Annotated in this window: 21 protein-coding genes and 1 tRNA gene; 10 read left to right on the top strand and 12 right to left on the bottom strand. The window is 73.4% G+C overall.

The window, feature by feature from the left end; all coding sequences use genetic code 11:
* Positions 1-20 precede the first annotated feature (20 nt).
* From rpmB to rpsN, 3 genes are read left to right on the top strand one after another with little or no spacing between them, the layout of a single operon-like run.
* Positions 21-257: a 50S ribosomal protein L28 gene (rpmB, locus tag PIR53_19965; GenBank protein WZH52275.1), complete on the top strand. Its 237-nt coding sequence runs from the start codon at positions 21-23 to the stop codon at positions 255-257.
* The gene (rpmG, locus tag PIR53_19960) at positions 257-427 is read left to right on the top strand and encodes a 50S ribosomal protein L33 (protein WZH52274.1); all 171 of its coding nucleotides are present in this window, start codon (positions 257-259) and stop codon (positions 425-427) included. Before rpmB ends, rpmG begins: the two co-directional genes overlap by 1 nt.
* Positions 427-732 carry a 30S ribosomal protein S14 gene (gene rpsN, locus PIR53_19955; protein WZH52273.1) on the top strand — a complete coding sequence of 102 codons (306 nt, stop codon included), beginning with the start codon at positions 427-429 and terminating at the stop codon, positions 730-732. The genes rpmG and rpsN overlap by 1 nt, the downstream gene beginning before the upstream one ends.
* 227 nt (positions 733-959) lie before the next feature.
* Here rpsN and npdG read toward each other — a convergent pair whose 3' ends face one another.
* Positions 960-1,652: an NADPH-dependent F420 reductase gene (npdG, locus tag PIR53_19950; GenBank protein WZH52272.1), complete on the bottom strand. Its 693-nt coding sequence runs from the start codon at positions 1,650-1,652 to the stop codon at positions 960-962.
* A gap of 308 nt (positions 1,653-1,960) precedes the next feature.
* On the opposite strand from npdG, the gene PIR53_19945 reads away from it, so the two are divergent.
* Together PIR53_19945 and PIR53_19940 are read left to right on the top strand one after the other, a co-directional pair.
* On the top strand, positions 1,961-3,169 hold the full coding sequence (locus PIR53_19945; GenBank protein WZH52271.1) for a hypothetical protein: 1,209 nt from the start codon (positions 1,961-1,963) through the stop codon (positions 3,167-3,169).
* A gap of 21 nt (positions 3,170-3,190) precedes the next feature.
* A complete protein-coding gene (locus PIR53_19940) occupies positions 3,191-3,838 on the top strand; it encodes a class F sortase (GenBank protein ID WZH52270.1) in 648 nt (215 codons plus the stop codon).
* A 105-nt stretch (positions 3,839-3,943) separates the two neighbouring features.
* Here the strand turns inward: PIR53_19940 and PIR53_19935 are convergent, their stop codons facing one another.
* Positions 3,944-4,390: a carboxymuconolactone decarboxylase family protein gene (locus PIR53_19935; protein WZH52269.1), complete on the bottom strand. Its 447-nt coding sequence runs from the start codon at positions 4,388-4,390 to the stop codon at positions 3,944-3,946.
* Positions 4,391-4,406: 16 nt separating this feature from the next.
* Positions 4,407-4,712: a GNAT family N-acetyltransferase gene (locus tag PIR53_19930; GenBank protein ID WZH52268.1), complete on the bottom strand. Its 306-nt coding sequence runs from the start codon at positions 4,710-4,712 to the stop codon at positions 4,407-4,409.
* 85 nt (positions 4,713-4,797) lie between these two features.
* On the opposite strand from PIR53_19930, the gene PIR53_19925 reads away from it, so the two are divergent.
* On the top strand, positions 4,798-5,337 hold the full coding sequence (locus PIR53_19925) for a hypothetical protein (protein WZH52267.1): 540 nt from the start codon (positions 4,798-4,800) through the stop codon (positions 5,335-5,337).
* Between the two features lie 228 nt (positions 5,338-5,565).
* On the opposite strand, the gene PIR53_19920 is transcribed toward PIR53_19925, so the two are convergent.
* Positions 5,566-6,585, bottom strand: a complete 1,020-nt coding sequence (locus tag PIR53_19920) for an LLM class flavin-dependent oxidoreductase (protein ID WZH52266.1) — start codon at positions 6,583-6,585, stop codon at positions 5,566-5,568.
* A gap of 46 nt (positions 6,586-6,631) precedes the next feature.
* Positions 6,632-7,534 carry a helix-turn-helix domain-containing protein gene (locus tag PIR53_19915; GenBank protein ID WZH52265.1) on the bottom strand — a complete coding sequence of 301 codons (903 nt, stop codon included), beginning with the start codon at positions 7,532-7,534 and terminating at the stop codon, positions 6,632-6,634.
* A gap of 147 nt (positions 7,535-7,681) precedes the next feature.
* Between PIR53_19915 and PIR53_19910 the strand changes: the two genes are divergently transcribed.
* Positions 7,682-8,641: a cyclase family protein gene (locus PIR53_19910; GenBank protein ID WZH52264.1), complete on the top strand. Its 960-nt coding sequence runs from the start codon at positions 7,682-7,684 to the stop codon at positions 8,639-8,641.
* Positions 8,642-8,648: 7 nt separating this feature from the next.
* Positions 8,649-10,298, top strand: a complete 1,650-nt coding sequence (locus PIR53_19905; protein WZH52263.1) for an AMP-binding protein — start codon at positions 8,649-8,651, stop codon at positions 10,296-10,298.
* Positions 10,299-10,348: 50 nt separating this feature from the next.
* On the opposite strand, the gene PIR53_19900 is transcribed toward PIR53_19905, so the two are convergent.
* Positions 10,349-11,695 (bottom strand): MFS transporter, encoded by a 1,347-nt coding sequence (locus PIR53_19900; protein WZH52262.1) that lies wholly within the window; start codon positions 11,693-11,695, stop codon positions 10,349-10,351.
* Between the two features lie 202 nt (positions 11,696-11,897).
* On the opposite strand from PIR53_19900, the gene PIR53_19895 reads away from it, so the two are divergent.
* Positions 11,898-12,725, top strand: a complete 828-nt coding sequence (locus PIR53_19895; GenBank protein WZH52261.1) for a LuxR C-terminal-related transcriptional regulator — start codon at positions 11,898-11,900, stop codon at positions 12,723-12,725.
* Positions 12,726-12,754: 29 nt separating this feature from the next.
* Positions 12,755-13,561, top strand: a complete 807-nt coding sequence (aac(3), locus tag PIR53_19890; protein ID WZH52260.1) for an aminoglycoside 3-N-acetyltransferase — start codon at positions 12,755-12,757, stop codon at positions 13,559-13,561.
* Between the two features lie 41 nt (positions 13,562-13,602).
* Here the strand turns inward: aac(3) and PIR53_19885 are convergent.
* From PIR53_19885 to PIR53_19860, 6 genes are all read right to left on the bottom strand, one after another.
* Positions 13,603-13,678: transfer RNA gene (locus tag PIR53_19885), tRNA-Ala, on the bottom strand.
* Positions 13,679-13,749: 71 nt separating this feature from the next.
* Positions 13,750-14,649, bottom strand: coding sequence for a hypothetical protein (locus tag PIR53_19880; GenBank protein ID WZH52259.1), 900 nt, complete (start codon positions 14,647-14,649; stop codon positions 13,750-13,752).
* Between the two features lie 180 nt (positions 14,650-14,829).
* Positions 14,830-15,441 carry a GNAT family protein gene (locus PIR53_19875; protein ID WZH52258.1) on the bottom strand — a complete coding sequence of 204 codons (612 nt, stop codon included), beginning with the start codon at positions 15,439-15,441 and terminating at the stop codon, positions 14,830-14,832.
* Between the two features lies 1 nt (position 15,442).
* Positions 15,443-15,946 carry a MogA/MoaB family molybdenum cofactor biosynthesis protein gene (locus PIR53_19870; GenBank protein WZH52257.1) on the bottom strand — a complete coding sequence of 168 codons (504 nt, stop codon included), beginning with the start codon at positions 15,944-15,946 and terminating at the stop codon, positions 15,443-15,445.
* Positions 15,943-16,428 (bottom strand): cyclic pyranopterin monophosphate synthase MoaC, encoded by a 486-nt coding sequence (gene moaC / locus PIR53_19865; GenBank protein ID WZH52256.1) that lies wholly within the window; start codon positions 16,426-16,428, stop codon positions 15,943-15,945. The genes PIR53_19870 and moaC overlap by 4 nt, the downstream gene beginning before the upstream one ends.
* Positions 16,429-16,435: 7 nt before the next feature.
* Positions 16,436-17,704 (bottom strand): molybdopterin molybdotransferase MoeA, encoded by a 1,269-nt coding sequence (locus PIR53_19860; GenBank protein ID WZH52255.1) that lies wholly within the window; start codon positions 17,702-17,704, stop codon positions 16,436-16,438.
* Positions 17,705-17,720 lie beyond the last annotated feature (16 nt).

The raw sequence follows: 17,720 nt of genomic DNA, 5'->3' as shown, positions 1-17,720 counted from the left end.
CTGCCACGAGAGGAAACCCCATGTCACGCGTGTGCCAGGTGACGGGACGGGAGCCGGGATTCGGCCACCACGTCTCGCACTCCCACCGCCGCACCAAGCGGCGGTTCGACGTCAACGTCCAGACGAAGCGCTACTACGTGCCGACCCTCGGCCGCACCGTGAAGCTGCGCGTCAGCGCGCGCGGCATCAAGGTGATCGACGCCCGCGGCATCGAGTCGGTCGTGGCCGAGCTGCAGCGGGCGGGGGTGCGGCTCTGATGGCGAAGCGCGGCAGCGACGTCCGCCCGATCATCAAGCTCCGGTCGACGGCCGGCACGGGCTACACCTACGTCACGAAGAAGAACCGGCGGAACGACCCCGACCGGATGGTGCTGATGAAGTACGACCCCCGCATCCGCCGCCACGTCCAGTTCCGGGAGGAGCGCTGATGGCCAAGCAGTCGAAGATCGCCGCCGAGAAGCGGCGCCAGGAGGTCGTGGCCCGCTGGGCCGAGCGGCGGGCGGAGGCGAAGGAGCGGGTACGCCGCGCCCCCGCCGGCTCCGCGGAGCTGACCGCGGCGGTCCAGGCCCTCGCCCGGATGCCGCGCGACTCCTCCCCCGTGCGCCTGCGCAACCGGGACCAGGTCGACGGACGGCCGCGGGGCTACCTGCGCAAGGCGGGCGTCTCACGCGTGCGGTTCCGGGCGATGGCCCACCGCGGCGAGCTGCCGGGCATCGTGAAGTCGAGCTGGTAGGGGCGGGCGCCGACCCCGGGCCACGCGGCCTCGCGTCGCCGGGGGCCCGGGCGGTTCACCTCGGGGCCGAACTGGCTGCGAAATGTGCACCTGGGGCGATGCCCCCGCGATCCGGCCTACCCCAGCTGCACATTCCGGGGCCCCACCACGCCGCCAGCCACCCACCAATGAGTCGTGGCCCCAGCACATCGCTCTCCGATGCGCTGGGGCCACGAGCCCGCGAGGGATCAGACGTCGGTGATGCGCACGCCGGCGTGGGACTTGTACCGACGGTTCGCGGCGATGAGGTTCGCCGTCAGGGCCTCGACCTGGTGGGCGTTGCGGCGACGCCCGCCGTAGACGCCGCGCACGCCGGGGATGACCCCGGCCAGGTCCTGGACGAGGTCGGTGGCCTCGCGCTCGTCGCCGAGGACGAGCACGTCGGTGTCGATCGTGGTGACCTCGGGGTCCTCCAGCAGGACGGCGGAGACGTTGTGGAAGGCACCGACGACGGTCGACTCGGGCAGCACGGCCTGGGCCTGCTCGGTGGCGGAGCCCTCCTCGACCTTGAGCGCGTAGGGGCCCTGCTTGTCGAAGCCGAGGGGGTTCACGCAGTCGACGACGACCTTCCCGGCGAGCTGCTCGCGCAGGCTCTCGAGCAGCTCCTTGTGGCCGTCCCACGGCACGACGACGAGCACGACGTCGCCCGCGGCGGCCGCGCCGGCGTTGTCGGTGCCCGTCACGTCCCCCAGGCCCTCCGTGCCGGCGAGCGCCTCGGCCAGCTCGGCCGCGGCCGCCTTCCCCTTCTCCTCCGTGCGCGAGCCCAGCACGACGGGGACGCCGGCGGCGGCGAAGCGGCGGGCGAGGCCACGGCCCTGGGGGCCGGTGCCGCCCAGCACCGCGACGGTCTTGCCCTGGAGGCTCTCGGGGATGGAGGTCATGCGGGTCGCTCCGTTCATCGGGGTCGTCGGGCCGCCGCCGAGCAACCGCTCGGCGGGCGACGCCGGTCAGCCTAGTGCGGCACCACGGCCCGCTGCAGGCGGACCGAGTACCGATCAGTAGTGAGACGATGACCGCTTGAGATGGCCTTGAGGAAATCTTGAGAGTAGCCTGCGTCAGCATGTGTCGTTGACCACCTCGAGCGGGGCACAGAAGGCATCGCTCGTCGTGATCCATCCGGGGAGGGATTCCTTTGCCACGCTCAACCACGCGCCTGTTCGCAGCGCTCTCGACCGTCGCCATCATCGGCGTGACCACCGCGCCCGCCATGGCCGCCGAGCCCGCGGCCGAGGCCAGTGCCACGGCCGCGATCCTCACGATCGCCGGCAGCCCGGTCGACTCGGGCCAGTTCACGGTCGTCAACGACGGCAAGGAGCAGACGGCCACCGGCACGAACTCCCCCGAAGTCGCCGACGTCCTGTCCAACCAGAGCAACGTCTCGGTGGGCGTGCTCTACCAGGACGCGACCACCGCCGTCGCCGACGGCCGCGGCACGTCCCGCGCCTGCTCGGGTGTCGCCGGCACCGGAGCGGTCGTCGCCGAGGTCGGTGACGGCTCCTGCCTCACCGGCGGCGACGCGGTCACGCTCCTCCCGGGCACGGTCAACCTGGGTGACGCCCAGCTGATCCAGTCCAACATCCTCAACCCGCTGACGCAGCCGCTCAACGACGCGCTCGGCCCGCTGGTCTCCCAGCTGACGACGCCGCTGAGCGACGTGGTCAACCAGGTGCTGGGCGGTCTCGGCAACCTGGGCATCGTCATCGAGTCCGCCGGCGCGATCCAGAGCACCTGCCAGGCGACCTCGACGTCCGCCTCGGCCGACTCCAACATCGCCGACCTGCGCGGCTACGTGACGGTCGCCGGCCAGGAGATCGAGATCCTCGACCTGCCCGTCGGCGACATCGCGCCGAACACCGAGGTCGTCACCAACCTCGACGACGTCGTCGACGCCGTGCTCGTGGGCGTGGACCAGCAGCTGACCAACGGCCTCAACGGCGCGCTGCAGCCCCTCACCGCGCTGCTGCCCTACGTCGGCCAGATCAACGACCTGGTCATCGCGCAGCTCTCGAGCCAGCTCGCCCCGGTCCGCGACAACATCCTGAGCCTCACGCTCAACAAGCAGTCGCAGCCGTCGGCCAACTCGATCGAGGTCACCGCCCTCGACCTGCAGGTGCTGCCCGCGGCCTCGCAGTTCATCGGCACCAGCTTCGCGAGCCTCGAGCTCGGCAAGGCGTTCTGCAAGGGCGGCGTGGCCGACGTCGACACCCCGACCCCGCCGACGACGACGCCGAACCCGACGCCGCCGAGCGACCCGACCCCGGCCGTCCCCGTGTCGGTGCCGGCTGGCTCCGCCGGTGAGACCGAGGTCCCGTGGGGCCCGGTCGCCCTGGGTGGCATGGCTGTCCTCGCGGGCGGTGCCGGTGTGGCGCAGCTCGTCCGTTCGCGCCGCTCGATCTGACCCTCGTGGTCTACTGACGCGATGAACGAGAGCACCACGAAGAAGCGGCCCGGACTGGGGGACGCGCTCCTCTCGGCCCTGACCACGGTGCTCCTCGTCATGAGCGTCGGCATGATCGGCTGGGGTGTGGCGTGGCCGGGTGGCGAGGCGGACGACGGCACGACGTCGTCGGAGTTCGTCTCGCTCGACCCGGCCGCGCCCATCCGGCTGGAGGTGCCGCGGATCGACGTCTCGGCGCCGATCATCCCGATCAGCGTGGCGGACGGGGAGCTCGACCCGCCCCGTGACGCCGAGCTGGTCGGGTGGTGGAACCTGAGCGCGAAGCCGGGCGCCACCCAGGGCCAGACGGTCATCACCGGCCACACGGTCCACACCGGGGGCGGCGCCATGAACAGCGTCGGGCAGCTCGAGCAGGGCGACCTGGTCGACGTGGTGAGCGACCAGGGCCGGATGCGCTACGAGCTCACCACGTCCCCGCGCTACTACAGCCGAGAGGACGTCGCCGAGAAGGCCGAGGAGCTCTTCGGCCAGGACCACGGGGACGGCGCGCTGGTGCTCATCACCTGCGCGGACTGGAACGGCGAGTACTACGAGAACAACGTCATCGTCGTCGGCAAGCCGCTCGGCCGCCCCAAGGACGGCCAGCCGATCGACGTCGCCGCGGGCTGACCCGCGGCGTACCCCCTCCCCCACGACCGGGTCGTGGTGGGAGACCCACGGACTCCGTCGGTCTCCCACCACGACCCGGTCGGCGTTCCGCAGCCGTCGACAGCGTCAGCCCACCGGGTGGTGGCTCGTCATCGACAGCCGGTTGAACGCGTTGATCGTGACGGCGACCCAGGCGACGACGGAGTACGCCTCGTCCCCCAGCACCCGGCGGGCCCGCGCCTCGGCGCGGCAGCGCTCGTCGTGGGACGGCAGGCGCGTGATCGACTCGGCGAGCACGAGCGCCGCCTGCTCCGCCTCCGAGAACAGCGAGGTCTCGCGCCAGGCCCCGAGCACCGCGATCCGCCGCGGCTCCTCCCCCGCCGCGAGGGCGCGCCGGTGGTGCAGGTCGAGGCAGAAGGCGCAGCCGTTGATCTGCGAGACGCGGAGGTTGACGAGCTCGACCAGCCGCCGGTCGAGACCGACCCGCTTCGCGGCGTCCGTGACGGCGGCGGCCGTGGCACCGAGGGCGGAGTACGCCGCGGGCTCGGCCTTGTCGAGGTAGCAGTCGCTCACGGTGCGGCCGTGCGGCTCAGTCGACGACCCGGCTGGCCGGGGCGTTGAAGGCGAGGTCGGCGTAGTCGGGGTGGCGCTGCATCCAGCCCAGCACGAACGGGCACAGCGGCATGACCTTCGTGCCGCGTGCACGGATGTCGTCGAGGGCGAAGCGGGCCAGCGCGGAGCCGACGCCTTTGCCCTCGTGGGCCGGGTCCACCTCGGTGTGGGTGATGACGCGCATGCCGTCGGCGGGGATGTAGACCGCGAAGCCGGCGAGCGCGCCGTCGATGCGCGCCTCGTACCGCTTCTCCTGCTCGTTCTCGACGACCTCGACCGCCATGGCGACTCCTCGTTCCGGGCCGCCGCCCGTCGGCGGCCACGGGGTGACGCTATCGGGTCGCCGCGGCCCCGCTACCGTGCGCCGCATGGCGACCCCGTCCCGCTTCCTCGACGGCCTCGACGGACTGGCGCGCGCCACGAGCCACCCTGCGTACGTCGCGGCCGTGCCCGACTGGTTCTGGGACGCCGGCGACCCCCGCGCCCCGTTCGGCTCCGACGACGGGCACGACACGCTGCGCCACCTCGAGGAGCTCTTCTTCGACGGAGGTGCGGACGAGGACGCGCTGGCAGCCCTCGTCGCGCTGCTCGACGACTGGGCGCTCGTGCCGGAGGAGCTGTGGGACGGACCGACCGACGCGCTCGTCGCGTGGCTGGACGCCGACGAGCCGCACGTGCGCTTCCTCCACGGCGAGATCGACGCCTACGTGGCCGCCGCCCTGGCGCACTTCAAGATCGCCGGTGGGGTCCACCCGCAGCTCCGTGCGTGGGCCGAACGGGCGTGCGCGGCGCTCGAGACCGTCGTCGGCCCGTGGGAGGAGCGGGCATACGGCGCGCAACCGGGCCGCTACGACGAGCGCATCGCCGCCGTGCGTACGGCGCTGGCCGCGGCCCCGGCCCTGCGCTGAGCCCAGGTCGGCTCTCGCCTCGGAGGAGGAAACGCGGACGGGGACCGGGGCGGTCCGAAGCGGGCAAAGAAAACGCGGACCCCGGACCGCGACACGCCGAGCGCCCGGCCCTGAGGGTCCGCGTTTTCTTTCCCGGGCCCCACCGGCCCGCGCACTTTCGTCCCACTGGTCGGGCCCGTCCGCGTTTTCCTGCACCCGAGCTCGGGCCCAGCCCGAGCCGCCCGAGGCTCAGCGCCAGCCGAGCCCCGGCGCGACGTGGGTCAGCAGGGACTCGATGACGTGCGCGTTGTACTCCACCCCGAGCTGGTTCGGCACCGTGATGAGCAGCGTGTCGGCCGCCGCGATGGCCTCGTCCTTCGCCAGCTCGTCGACGAGCTGGTCGGGCTCGGCGGCGTACGTCTTGCCGAACCGCGCCGTACCGCCGTCGATGAAGCCCACCTGGTCGCTGCTGGCCCGGTCGTGGCCGAAGTATGCCCGGTCGCGGTCGTCGACGAGCGGGAAGATGCTGCGGCTCACCGAGACGCGGGGCTCGCGCTCGTGCCCCGCCTCCTTCCACGCGTCGCGGAAGAGGCGGATCTGCTCGGCCTGCAGCTCGTGGAACGGGACGCCGGTGTCCTCCGTGAGCAGGGTGGAGCTCATGAGGTTCATGCCCTGCCGGGCGGCCCACTCGGCGGTGGAGCGGGATCCTGCACCCCACCAGATGCGGTCCCGCAGCCCCTCGGAGTGCGGCTCGATGCGCAGCAGCCCGGGCGGGTTGGGGAACATCGGCCGCGGGTGGGGCTCGGCGAACCCCCGTCCGCTGAGCACGTCGAGGAACACCGAGGTGTGGCGGCGCGCCATGTCGGCGTGGTCCTCGCCCTCGGCGGGGCCGTAGCCGAAGTAGCGGTAGCCGTCGACGACCTGCTCCGGTGATCCCCGGCTGATGCCGAGCTGCAGGCGCCCGCCGGAGATGAGGTCGGCGGCGCCGGCGTCCTCGGCCATGTAGAGCGGGTTCTCGTAGCGCATGTCGATCACGCCCGTGCCGAGCTCGATCCGCGACGTGCGCGCACCGGCGGCGGCGAGCAGCGGGAACGGGGAGGCGAGCTGCCGCGCGAAGTGGTGCACGCGGAAGTAGGCGCCGTCGGCGCCGAGCTCCTCGGCCGCCTCGGCGAGCTCGATCGACTGCAGCAGCACGTCGGCCGCCGACCGCGTCTGCGAGTGCGGCGACGGCGTCCAGTGCCCGAACGACAGGAACCCGATCTTCTTCATGGTTGAACGAACAACTACCTCTCCGCGGATGTTCCTCGCCCGTCCTTCACCGCCGCGGCAGCGGTCGGGCCGCCGGTCGGCACCGTACGGCGTCGAGCGCGAGCTCGACGTACCCCGCCGCCACCTGCTCGGGCGTCGCCGGCCCGGTCGGTCGGTACCACTGCGCGAGCGCCGTGCACATCGTGACCACGGCGCGCGAGGCCTCCAGCGGTTCTTCCACGTCGAACACCCCGGCGGCCCGGCCCGCGACCACCTCGCGGTCGACCTTGGCCTGCTCCCCGCGCCGTACGGCCGCGATGCGGTGGCGGGCCGCCGGGAGGAGGCTGCGCATCTCGGCCGCGCCGATGAAGCCCAGCTCGCGGCGGTGGGTGTGGAACAGCGCGAGGCACTCGACGAGGTTCGCGAAGCGCTCGGGCGGGTCCGCGCCGTCGGCGGCCGCCGCGTCGGTGCGCGCCGCGAGGTCGCTCATGGTGCGGTCCAGGATGGTGACGAGCATCTGCTGCTTGCTCGCGTAGTAGTGGTAGAGCCCCGCCACCGACAGACCCGCACGCTCGGCCACGGCCCGCATCGTCGCGCCGTGGTAGCCGAGCTCGAGGAAGGTCGCCAGCGCTCCCCGCAGGGCGGGGTCGAGCACCAGGGGCGCATACGCACGCCAGTCGCCCGCAACGCCCGCAGCCCGGGAGCCCGCCGAGGCCCGCAGTGCCCACCGCTCGTCGCTCACCGGCTCCGCCATCGTGCCGACCAGGCGCTCGACCCGCACCCCCAGGGCGTCGGCGAGCTGGACGACACGCTCGCTGGAGGTGCCCGTGCGACCGTTCTCGATCGCACTGAGGGTGGCCGGGCTGACCCCCAGGGCGCGCGCCAGGTCGCGGAGCGTCAGGCCGCGGTGGCGGCGGAGGTCGCGGACGGCCGCGCCGAGCAGCTCGCGGTGCAACGAGGCCTCCGGCATGGAGTTCAGGATAGCTGAACACGATGCTCCGAGAACTACCCGACGCATCCCTTGACGACCGCTCGCCGACCCCGAAGTGTGACCTGGGTCATGCACGTCGCCGAACGAGCGTTCGCGCCCGTCCGGCCACCACTCCCAGGAGGACCCATGTCTGACGGCACCGCCCCCGACCTGACCGAGCTGCTCGCCGACTCCCCGTCGAACTGGGGCAAGTGGGGGCCCGAGGACGAGGTCGGCAGCCTCAACTACCTGGGGCCGGAGCAGGTCGTGGCCGCGGCCGGCCTCATCAGCTCGGGCAAGGTCTTCACGCTGCAGCGCCTCATCGGCGACCCGAAGGGCGACCCGGTCTGGCCCGGCCGCACCCCGGCGACCCGCACCCAGATCCTCGACGAGTCGAGCTGGGACGGCGAGGACGCGCCCGCCTTCCCGGGCGGCCTGCACTACGCGGACGACAAGATCGACGCGTTCCTGCAGGGCTCGACGCAGTACGACGCGCTCGGCCACGTCTGGTACGGCGGGCAGCTGTGGAACGGCTACGACGCCCGCACGACGGTGGGCGGCATGGACAAGGCCTCCGTCGAGCCCATCGCCCAGCGCGGCGTGGTCGGCCGCGCCGTCCTGCTCGACATGGCCCGCTTCCGCGGCAAGGACACCCTCGAGTCCGCCGAGACCTACACCCACGAGGACCTCGTGGCGTGTGCCGAGTCCCAGGGCGTCGAGCTCCGCAAGCGCGACATCCTCCTCATCCGCACCAACTACCTGCAGCTCTTCTTCGAGCTCGGTGACAAGTTCTACGAGGGCTTCTGCGAGCCGGGCCTCGTCTACAGCCCCGAGCTCGTGCAGTGGTTCGCCGACATGGAGATCCCCAACCTCGTCACCGACACCATCGCCAACGAGGTCACGACCGACCCCAACAACGGTGTCGCCCTGGTGCTCCACAACGCGCTCATGCGCAACCTCGGCATCGCGTTCACGGAGATCTGCGACCTCGAGGCGCTCGCGGCCGACTGCGCCGAGGACGGCCGCTACGAGTTCTTCTACGCCGCCGCGCCGCTCAAGGTCGCGAAGGGCAGCGGCTCGCCGGTCAACCCGCTCGTCGTGAAGTGAGCGAGGCGTGAGCGTCTACGACGAGCGGCCCTGGCTGGGCCTCTACGGCCAGCAGCCGCCCGAGATCGAACCCGGCCACCGCAACGCCCTCGACATGTTCCGGGCCGGCCTCGCCCAGGAGCCCGACGGCGTCGCGGTGCGCTACTTCGACGGGGTCCTCACGCGCGCCGAGCTCGACGCCCAGAGCGACGCCCTGGCCTCCGGTCTCCTCGCGCACGGCGTGGCGCCGGGCGACCGCGTCGCGGCGTACCTGCAGAACGTGCCGCAGTTCCTCGTCGTGCTCCTCGCGGCGTGGAAGGCGGGCGCCGTCATGGTCTCGGTCAACCCGATGAGCCGCGCGCGGGAGCTCACCTACCTCCTCGAGGACTCGGGGGCGCGCGTGCTCGTGTCCCTGGAGTCGTTGTACGACGAGGTGGCGCGCGACGTCGTCCCCGGCAGCGCCGTCGAGCTCGTGCTCACCACCAGCGAGCTGGAGCACCAGACGCGGCACGACCCCCGTCTGTTCGCCGGGGTGGAGCGGCGCCGCCACGAGGGCACGACCGACCTCGCGGCGTTCATCGACGAGCACCGCGGCCAGGTGCCGCCACCCGTCACGCTCGGGCCGGAGGACGTCGCGTTCCTGACCTACACGTCGGGCACCACCGGCGTGCCGAAGGGCGCGATGAACACCCACGGCAACGTGGTGTTCACGGCGACCGTCTACCGCGACTGGGCGCGCTTCCGGCCCGGCGGCTCGGTCTTCGGCATCGCGCCGCTCTTCCACATCACGGGACTGATCGGGCACATCGCGGTCAGCTTCCTGGCCCCGATGCCGCTGGTGCTGGCCTACCGGTTCGAGCCGGCGGTCGTGCTCGACGCATTCCGCGAGCACCGCCCGACGTGCACGATCGGCGCGATCACCGCGTTCAACGCGCTGCTCAACCACCCGGACTTCACCACCGACCACTTCTCCTCGTTCACGTCCGTCTACTCGGGTGGCGCGGCGATCTCGCCGACGGCGGAGAAGCGGTTCCTCGAGGCCACCGGGCTGCAGGTCCACAACGCCTACGGCCTGACCGAGACGACGAGCCCGATGACGCTGACGCCGTTCGGCACGCCGTCGCCGGTCGACCCCGTCTCGGGTGCGCTGTCCGTCGGCGTACCGGTGCCGTCCACGACGGTGCGCGTCCTCGGGGACGACGGGCGCGACGTACCGCTCGGGGAGGTCGGCGAGATCGTGGCCGAGGGCCCGCAGGTCGTGGCGGGCTACTGGGGCAAGCCGAAGGAGACGGAGGCGAGCCTGCCCGGGCGCTCCCTGCGGTCGGGCGACGTCGGGTTCATGAACGACGACGGCTGGATCTTCATCGTCGACCGCAAGAAGGACATGATCAACGCGTCGGGCTACAAGGTGTGGCCGCGCGAGGTCGAGGACGTCCTGGCCGAGCACCCGGCGGTGCGGGAGTCCGCGGTCGTCGGCGTGCCCGACGAGAAGCGGGGCGAGACGGTGAAGGCGTTCGTCAGCCTCCACGCGGGCCAGGAGGCCACGGCCGAGGAGCTGGTCGCGCACTGCAGGGAGCGGATGGCGGCGTACAAGTACCCCCGCCAGGTCGTCGTGCTCGACGAGCTCCCCAAGACCGTGACCGGCAAGATCCTGCGGCGGGAGCTGCGGGGCACCTGACGGCAGGGGGGCCGTCGCACCGGTCGGTGCGACGGCCCCCACCCGACGCCTCAGGCAGCGGCGGACATCCGGGTCCGACCACCGAGCGCGGCGGTGCACGCGATGCTCAGCACGGCGAGCAGGGCCAGCATCACCCCGACGGCGATGCTGCCGTACGACGCGGTGAGGCCCGGCGCCAGCAGCGGCGGGACGGCTCCGCCGAGCACGCCACCGAGGTTGTAGCCCGCGCCGGCGCCCGTGTAGCGGAACCGGGTCTCGAACAGCTCGGGCAGGTAGGCGCCGACCGGCCCGAAGGCGAGGCCGAAGATCGCCAACGTGACGACCACGCCGGTCGCGAAGGCGAGCGGGGTGCCGGTGTCGAGGAGCGGGAAGAGCACCAGTGCCCAGGCGAGCGCCAGCACGCCCGACGTGATGATCACCGTGCGCCGTCCCACGCGGTCCGACCAGACGCCGCCGGCCAACGTGGCCGCCCCGAGGGCCAGGGCCGCCACGATGCCCGTGGTGAGCACGAACTGCCGGTCGAGCGCCGCACCGTCGGGCGCGGTGCCGTACGCCGTGAGGTAGGCCGTGCCCATGTAGAAGAACCCGAAGAGGACGCTCATGAGGCCGGCCGACAGGAGGATCTCGCGCGGCTGGTGGCGCACCACCTCGACGAACGGGAGCGGTCGCTTCGTGCCGACGACCTGCTCCGCCCGCGCGGACTCGGCCCGGAAGGCGGGCGTCTCCTCGATGCTGATCCGGATGTAGAGCCCCACGACGACCATGAGCGCACTGGCGATGAACGGGATGCGCCAGCCATAGCTGAGGAAGGCCCCGTCGGTGGTGCCGAGCACGGCGTCGCTGAGCAGGAAGGTCGCGCTCGACAGCGCGAAGGCGAAGGCCGGACCGAGCTGCGGGAAGACGGCGTAGAAGCCGCGCTTCCCGACGGGCGCGTACTCCGCCGTCAGCAGGTTCGCCCCCGCCCACTCCCCGCCGACCGCGAGACCCTGGAGGAAGCGGAGGACGACGAGGGCGATGGGCGCGAGCACCCCGATGGCCGCCGCCGTCGGCAGCAGGCCGATGGCGACCGTCGCGGCACCCATGAGCAGGAGCGTGGTGACGAGGGTGCGCTTGCGACCGAGCCGGTCCCCGAAGTGACCGAAGAGCACGGCGCCGAGCGGGCGCGCCACGAAGGCGACGGCGAAGGTGGCGAACGACGCGACCGTCCCGGCCGTGGAGCCCAGCGCCGGGAAGAAGACGGTCGGGAAGACCAGCGCTGCGGCCGTGCCGTAGATGAAGAAGTCGTAGTACTCGATCGTGGTGCCGACGCAGCTGGCGACGGCCACCTTGCGCATCTCGGCGGGGCGGGCCTCGCGGCGGGCGGCGTGCCCCGGTGGCGTCGTCGAGGTGGTGCTCATGCGACCTCCGTGGTCGGTTGGGCGGCGACCTGGTGTCGTCCGGCGGCCGGGGTGTCGGCCGTCACACCGATCGCCCACCACCCCCCAACGGGGGTACGCCGCTTCCCCGCGCTCGACGGCCCGCACCACCCCCTTCGGAGGGTGGTGACCCAGGTCACGCTGCGCCATCCTGGGGCCCCGACCCCCGGCGAGGAGGCCCCCCGTGCAGCGTCCGACCCCCGACGTCACCGCCGTCCTCAACCGCGGGCTGGGCGAGGCGCTGCGCCGGACCGGCCTGCCCGTCGGCTTCGCGGGCCTCGTCAACCCCGACCGCCGCAGCTTCGTCATCTCTGCGTCCCGCGGTCTGCAGACGTCGTCCCTGGTGAACCTGACCGTGCGGTCCGGGGAGGGGCTCGGCGGCCAGACGCTGGCCTCGTCGCGGCCGGCGGCCGTCTCCGACTACGCGAGCGCCCGCGGCATCACCCGGCGCTACCACCGCGAGGTCAGCCCGGAGGGGCTCGTCTCCGTCATCAGCATCCCGATCGCCCTGCCGGGGTCGTCGGTCAGCGCGGTGCTCTACCTGGCCGAGCGGCGCCGCACGGACTTCGGCACCGTGCTGGCCGACCGCCTGCGTCCGGTCGTCGCGGAGCTCGCCCGGGAGATCCACATCGAGCGGGAGGTCGCCCGGCGCGCCGCCCCGGCCGCCGCCCCGGTCGCCGCGACGGCCATGGACCCGGAGCTGTACGCCGAGCTCGTCGACGTCATGGGCACCACGACCGATCCGCGTGCCCGGGAGCGCCTCGCCGCCCTCCTCGGCGGGGCGGGCGCCCGGACCGACCACGACGCGGCGGAGCCCGGCGTGCGGCTGACGCCGCGGGAGCGCGACGTCGTGCGCGGCGCCGGGGAGGGCCTGTCGAACGCCGACGTCGCGCACCGGCTCGGGCTCACCGAGCAGACGGTGAAGTCCTACATGAAGGGTGCGATGGCGAAGCTCGGCGTCGCCAACCGCGTGCAGGCCGCGAACGCCGCGCGCCGCCACGGGCTGCTCTGAGAGCGCCTCCGCCGGGGGACAATGCGTCCATGCGCGCGCCCGCCTTCGTGACCCGCGCGGCGATCGCCGCCCAGCTCCGCGACCTCGGCCTCTCCCCCGGCGACGTCGTCATGGCGCACGGGGCCCTCGCCCGCATCGGCCCCCTGCTCAACGGGCCCGACGCGGTCGTCGGCGGCCTCCTCGACGCCGTGTCCCCCGGCGGCACCGTGCTGGCCTACGCCGACTGGGACGCCCGCTACGACGTGCTCCTCGACGACACCGGGCGCGTGCCCGACGCGTGGCGTCCCCACGTGCCGCCCTTCGACGCCGCCACGTCGCGGGCCAACCGCGACAACGGCGTGCTGCCGGAGTTCCTGCGCACCTGGCCCGGCGCGCGCCGCAGCGGCAGTCCCGGCGCCTCCGTCGCCGCGATCGGCGCGGAGGCCGACGACTTCACGCGCGACCACCCCCTCGACCACGGGTACGGCGCCGGCTCGCCCCTCGCCCGCCTCGTCGCCGCCGGCGGGAAGGTGGTCATGCTCGGCGCTCCCTGGGACACGATGACGCTCCTGCACCACGCCGAGGCCCTCGCCGACATCCCGGGCAAGCGCGTCATCCGGTACGAGGTGCCGTTGCTCGTCGACGGCGAGGTCACGTGGCGAATGGTCGAGGAGTTCGACACGAGCGAGCCTGTGGTCGACGGCCTCGCGGAGGACTACTTCGCCGACGTCGTGCGGGCCTTCGTCGCGGCGCACCCGCACCGGCTGGGACGGGTGGGCGCCGCGCGCACCCTCGTCGTGGACGCCGCCGCGATCTGCGCCTTCGCGGTCGCGTGGCTCGAGGCACGGGAGCCCTGAACGCACCGAAGGCCCCGCCGTGACCGGCGGAGCCTTCGTGGTGGTGGAGCTGAGGGGATTCGAACCCCTGACCTTCTCGATGCGAACGAGACGCGCTACCAACTGCGCCACAGCCCCAGTGCGTCACCGCGGTGACGCGAGGCGAAACGTTAGCACCACCGCGGCCGCGGTCCGAATCGGGTGGGGTGTCAGTGACCGACCGCGCGGCGGTGGCCGTCCAGCTCGGCCTGGTGGGCGGCGGTACGCCGCTCCTCGGCCTCCGCGCGCTCGCGGCGGACCAGCTCGGAGTCGGCCTGGTCGCGGCCCGACGAGAAGACGCCGGTGTCGTCGAAGTCGAAGGCGGGCAGCTCGCGGGCGGCGGCGTGGTCCTTGCTGACGTACGTCGGCAACGGCACCGCCACCGGGTCCCAGAGGGTCCGCGGGTCGCGCGTCTCGGCGGGGTCGCCCGGCGTGTGCGCCCGCGACAGCTCGGTGGCTCCCTCGGCGGAGACCGCGGAGATGAGGCCCGTCTCGGCGTTCGCCTCGAGCAGGTGGGCGCCCCCGTCGTCGTACCCCTCGAGACCGGCGACGAGGTCGGCCTCGCTGCTGGCCGCGTTGGGCGCCTCGGTGGAGCGGGGCACCACGACGGGCACGACACCCCGGGCCTGGTGCCACGCGGCGAGCTCGCCCTTGACCATGACCCGGCAGGTCACGAGCCAGGCGCCGAGCAGCACGACCGGGGCGGCGACGTACCCCCGCGCGATCACGCCGGTCAGCGCGAGCACGACGCCGATCACGAGGAGCGTGACGAGCACGCCGAGCACGCGACGGCGCCGCTGCATGGCGCGGCGGGCGGCGGCGCGACGGGCCCGGAGCTGCGCAGGGGTGGGCGCAGCTACGGGCTCGACGACCTCCTCGACCGCCTGGCCGGAGGAGCCGGTGCTCTCGGCGCCGGCGCCGCCACGGCGCACGAGCACCCGCATCGTCGCCGAGAAGCGCTCCACGGAGCGGGTCTGGACGGCCTCGTCGTGGTGCTTGATGGCTTGGGGCAGGAGGTACACCGCCCACGCGAGGGCGACCGCCACGAAGATGACACCGCTCAGATCCACGAGCCGAGGCTACGAGCGCGGGGCACGCGAGCTCGGGAGGTGGACTGGTGTGTCGCTTGACAACTGGTGTGACCCCCCGGTCGGTTCCCCGGCTAGCCGGGGAACACGCCGCTTTGACCATCAAATTTGATGGTCTAAGTGGTTGGTTCCCCGGCTAGCCGGGGAACCAACCACCCCCCCTCACCCCAACCGCGCGCGCAGCCCTCCGGGGCACTCCTCGGGCGTGACGGCGTAGAGCCGGTGGTCGCGCCAGTCGCCGTCGATGTGGAGGTAGCGCGGCGCGTACCCGAACTCCCGCAGCTCCAGCTTCTCCACCACGCGCAGCGAGCTCGAGTTCTCGGGCCGGATCGCGATCTCCACGCGGTGCAGGCGCCCGGGGCCGAAGCAGTGGTCGACGGCGAGCGCGACGGCGCGCGGCATGAGCCCCCGGCCGGCGAAGCGCTGGTCGATCCAGTAGCCGATCGACGCGGACTGCGCCGAGCCGCGCAGCACGCTGTTGACGGTCACCTGGCCGCCGAACGCCCCGTCCACCTCGAGCACGAGCGGCATCGCCTCGCCGCGGTCGGCGAGCCGCAGCAGCTGCCGGAGCCCGCGCCGCAGGGTGAGGGGCGTGTCGGTCTCGGCACCGGGGGGCGCGGTCGCGTCCCAGCGGGCCAGCCAGTCGCGGTTGCGCTGGCGCGCGTCGCGCCAGGCCTGGGCGTCGCGCATCGTCATGGAGCGCAGCACGAGGCCGGTCGCGGGGTCGGGATCGACGATGCGCGCGGGCCAGGCGGCCGCGTGGCTCCAGGGCACGTCAGGCGTCCGTGCGCGGGTGGTCGCCGCCGCCGATCTGGTCGACGGCGTGGGGCACGACGTCGGCGAGCACGCCGAGGGCGTCCTTCACCCCGCCCCGGGAGCCGGGGAGGTTGACGACGAGGCAGCGGCCCGCGACGCCGGCGAGCCCCCGGGACAGCACCGCGGTGGGCACGCCCTTGGCCACGCCGGCGGCCCGGATGGCCTCGGCGATGCCGGGCACCTCGCGGTCGAGCAGGGGGCGGGTGACCTCGGGCGTGCGGTCGGTGGGCGTCAGGCCGGTGCCGCCGGTGGTGAGCACGACCCGCGCCCCCGCCCGTACGGCGCTGTCGATGGCCTCCCCCACGGGCGCCCCGTCCGGTACGACGACAGGATCGGCCGTCGCGAAGCCCCAGGCCCGCAGGGCCTCGACGAGCAGCGGGCCGGTGGTGTCGTCGTACACGCCGGCGGCGGCGCGGTTGGAGGCGACGACCACCGCGGCGGGGAGTCCCGGGACCGCGCTCATCGCGTCCAGTCCCCCGACTTGCCCCCGGACTTCGCCTCGACGCGCACGTCGCTGATGACGGCGAGCTTGTCGACCGCCTTGACCATGTCGACGACGGTGAGCGCGGCGACGGAGACGGCGGTGAGGGCCTCCATCTCGACGCCGGTGCGGTCGGCGGTGCGCACGGTGGCGCTGATCTCCACGGCGTCGTCGGCGACCTCGAGGTCGACGGTGACGCCGGAGAGCGAGAGCGGGTGGCACAGCGGCACGAGGGCGGGGGTCTGCTTGGCGCCCATGATCCCGGCGATGCGGGCCACGGCGAGCGCGTCCCCCTTGGGCACGCCCTCCCCCCGCAGGAGAGCGACGACGGTCGGCGACACGAGCACGCGGCCGGTGGCCGTCGCGGTGCGCGTCGTGACGGTCTTCGCGGAGACGTCGACCATGCGGGCGGCGCCGCGCTCGTCGACGTGGGTGAGGCGGGAGCCCTCGGGGGGTGTCGTCACCACGGCCTCAGAACTGCTCGTCGAGGGCGAGCACGTGCACGGGTTGGCCCGCCTCGACGTGCGTGACGCTCTCCGGGATGACGATGAGGGCGTTGGAGGCCGCGAGGTCGCCCAGCAGGTGGGAGCCGGGGCCGCCGACGGGCGTGACGCTCGCGCTGCGCGCGACGTTGCCGCCGACGCCGGTGGGCACGGAGTACTCCCCGCGCAGGAACTGCCGCCGACCGGCGATCGAGGAGACCGGGTGGGTGAGCGCGGCGCGGCGCAGCGGCCGCGCGTAGGGCGCCAGCCCCATGAGCTTGCGGATCGCGGGGAGCACGAACACCTCGAAGGAGACGTACGCCGAGACGGGATTGCCCGGCAGCGTGACGATCGGCGTCCGGTCGTCGCCGATGACGCCGACGCCCTGCGGCTTGCCGGGCTGCATGGCGACGCCGCCGAACCAGACGTCCGCGCCGGAGCTGGCCGAGCCGAGCGCCGCCTTCACGACGTCGTAGTCGCCCGCGCTGACCCCTCCGGAGGTGATGACGAGGTCGGCCCGCACGAGCTGGTCGTGCACGGCCTCGAGGAACGCGCCCGGGTCGTCGGGCACGATGCCGACGCGGTAGGAGACCGCGCCGGCGGCCCGAGCCGCGGCGGCGAGCATGTAGGAGTTGCCGTCGTAGATCGAGTCGTGGCCGACCTCGTCGCCGGGGTCGCGCAGCTCGGAGCCGGTGGAGACGACCACGACGCGCGGGCGGGGGCGGGCGAGCACGTGGGAGCGGCCGACGGCGGCGAGCAGGCCGATCTGGCGCGGGCCGAGCACGGTGCCGGCGGAGACGACGACCTCGCCGGCCGCCACGTCCTCACCGCGGTTGCGGATGTGCTGGCCGACGGCGGGGGCGCGCTCGATCCGCACCTGGGCGACGCCGCGGTCGGTCCACTCGTAGGGCACGACGGTGTCGCACCCGGCGGGCACGGGGGCGCCGGTCATGATCTTCGCGGCGGTGCCGGGGCTGAGCGCCATGATCCGCGCCTGGCCGGCGCCGATCTCGCCCACGACGGGCAGGTGGACGGGGTGGTCCTCGCTCGCGGTGACGACGTCGGAGGCGACCACGGCATAGCCGTCCATGGCGGCGTTGTCGAAGGACGGCAGCGCCACCGGCGCTGCCACGTCCTCCGCACACGCCAGCCCGGAGGCCTCCTGCAGCGAGTGCGACATCGGCGCGAGCGGGTGGACGACGTCCATCACGCGCTCGAAGAACTCCGGTACGCCGATCAGGGAGGTCGCGTCAGGCATCAGGCTCCTCGGTTCG

Source organism: Nocardioides alkalitolerans (assembly GCA_038184435.1).
GTDB classification, from domain to species: domain Bacteria; phylum Actinomycetota; class Actinomycetes; order Propionibacteriales; family Nocardioidaceae; genus Nocardioides; species Nocardioides alkalitolerans_A.
Note: the sequence above shows the minus strand (reverse complement) of the source record. Positions and strands in the feature narration are given on the sequence as shown.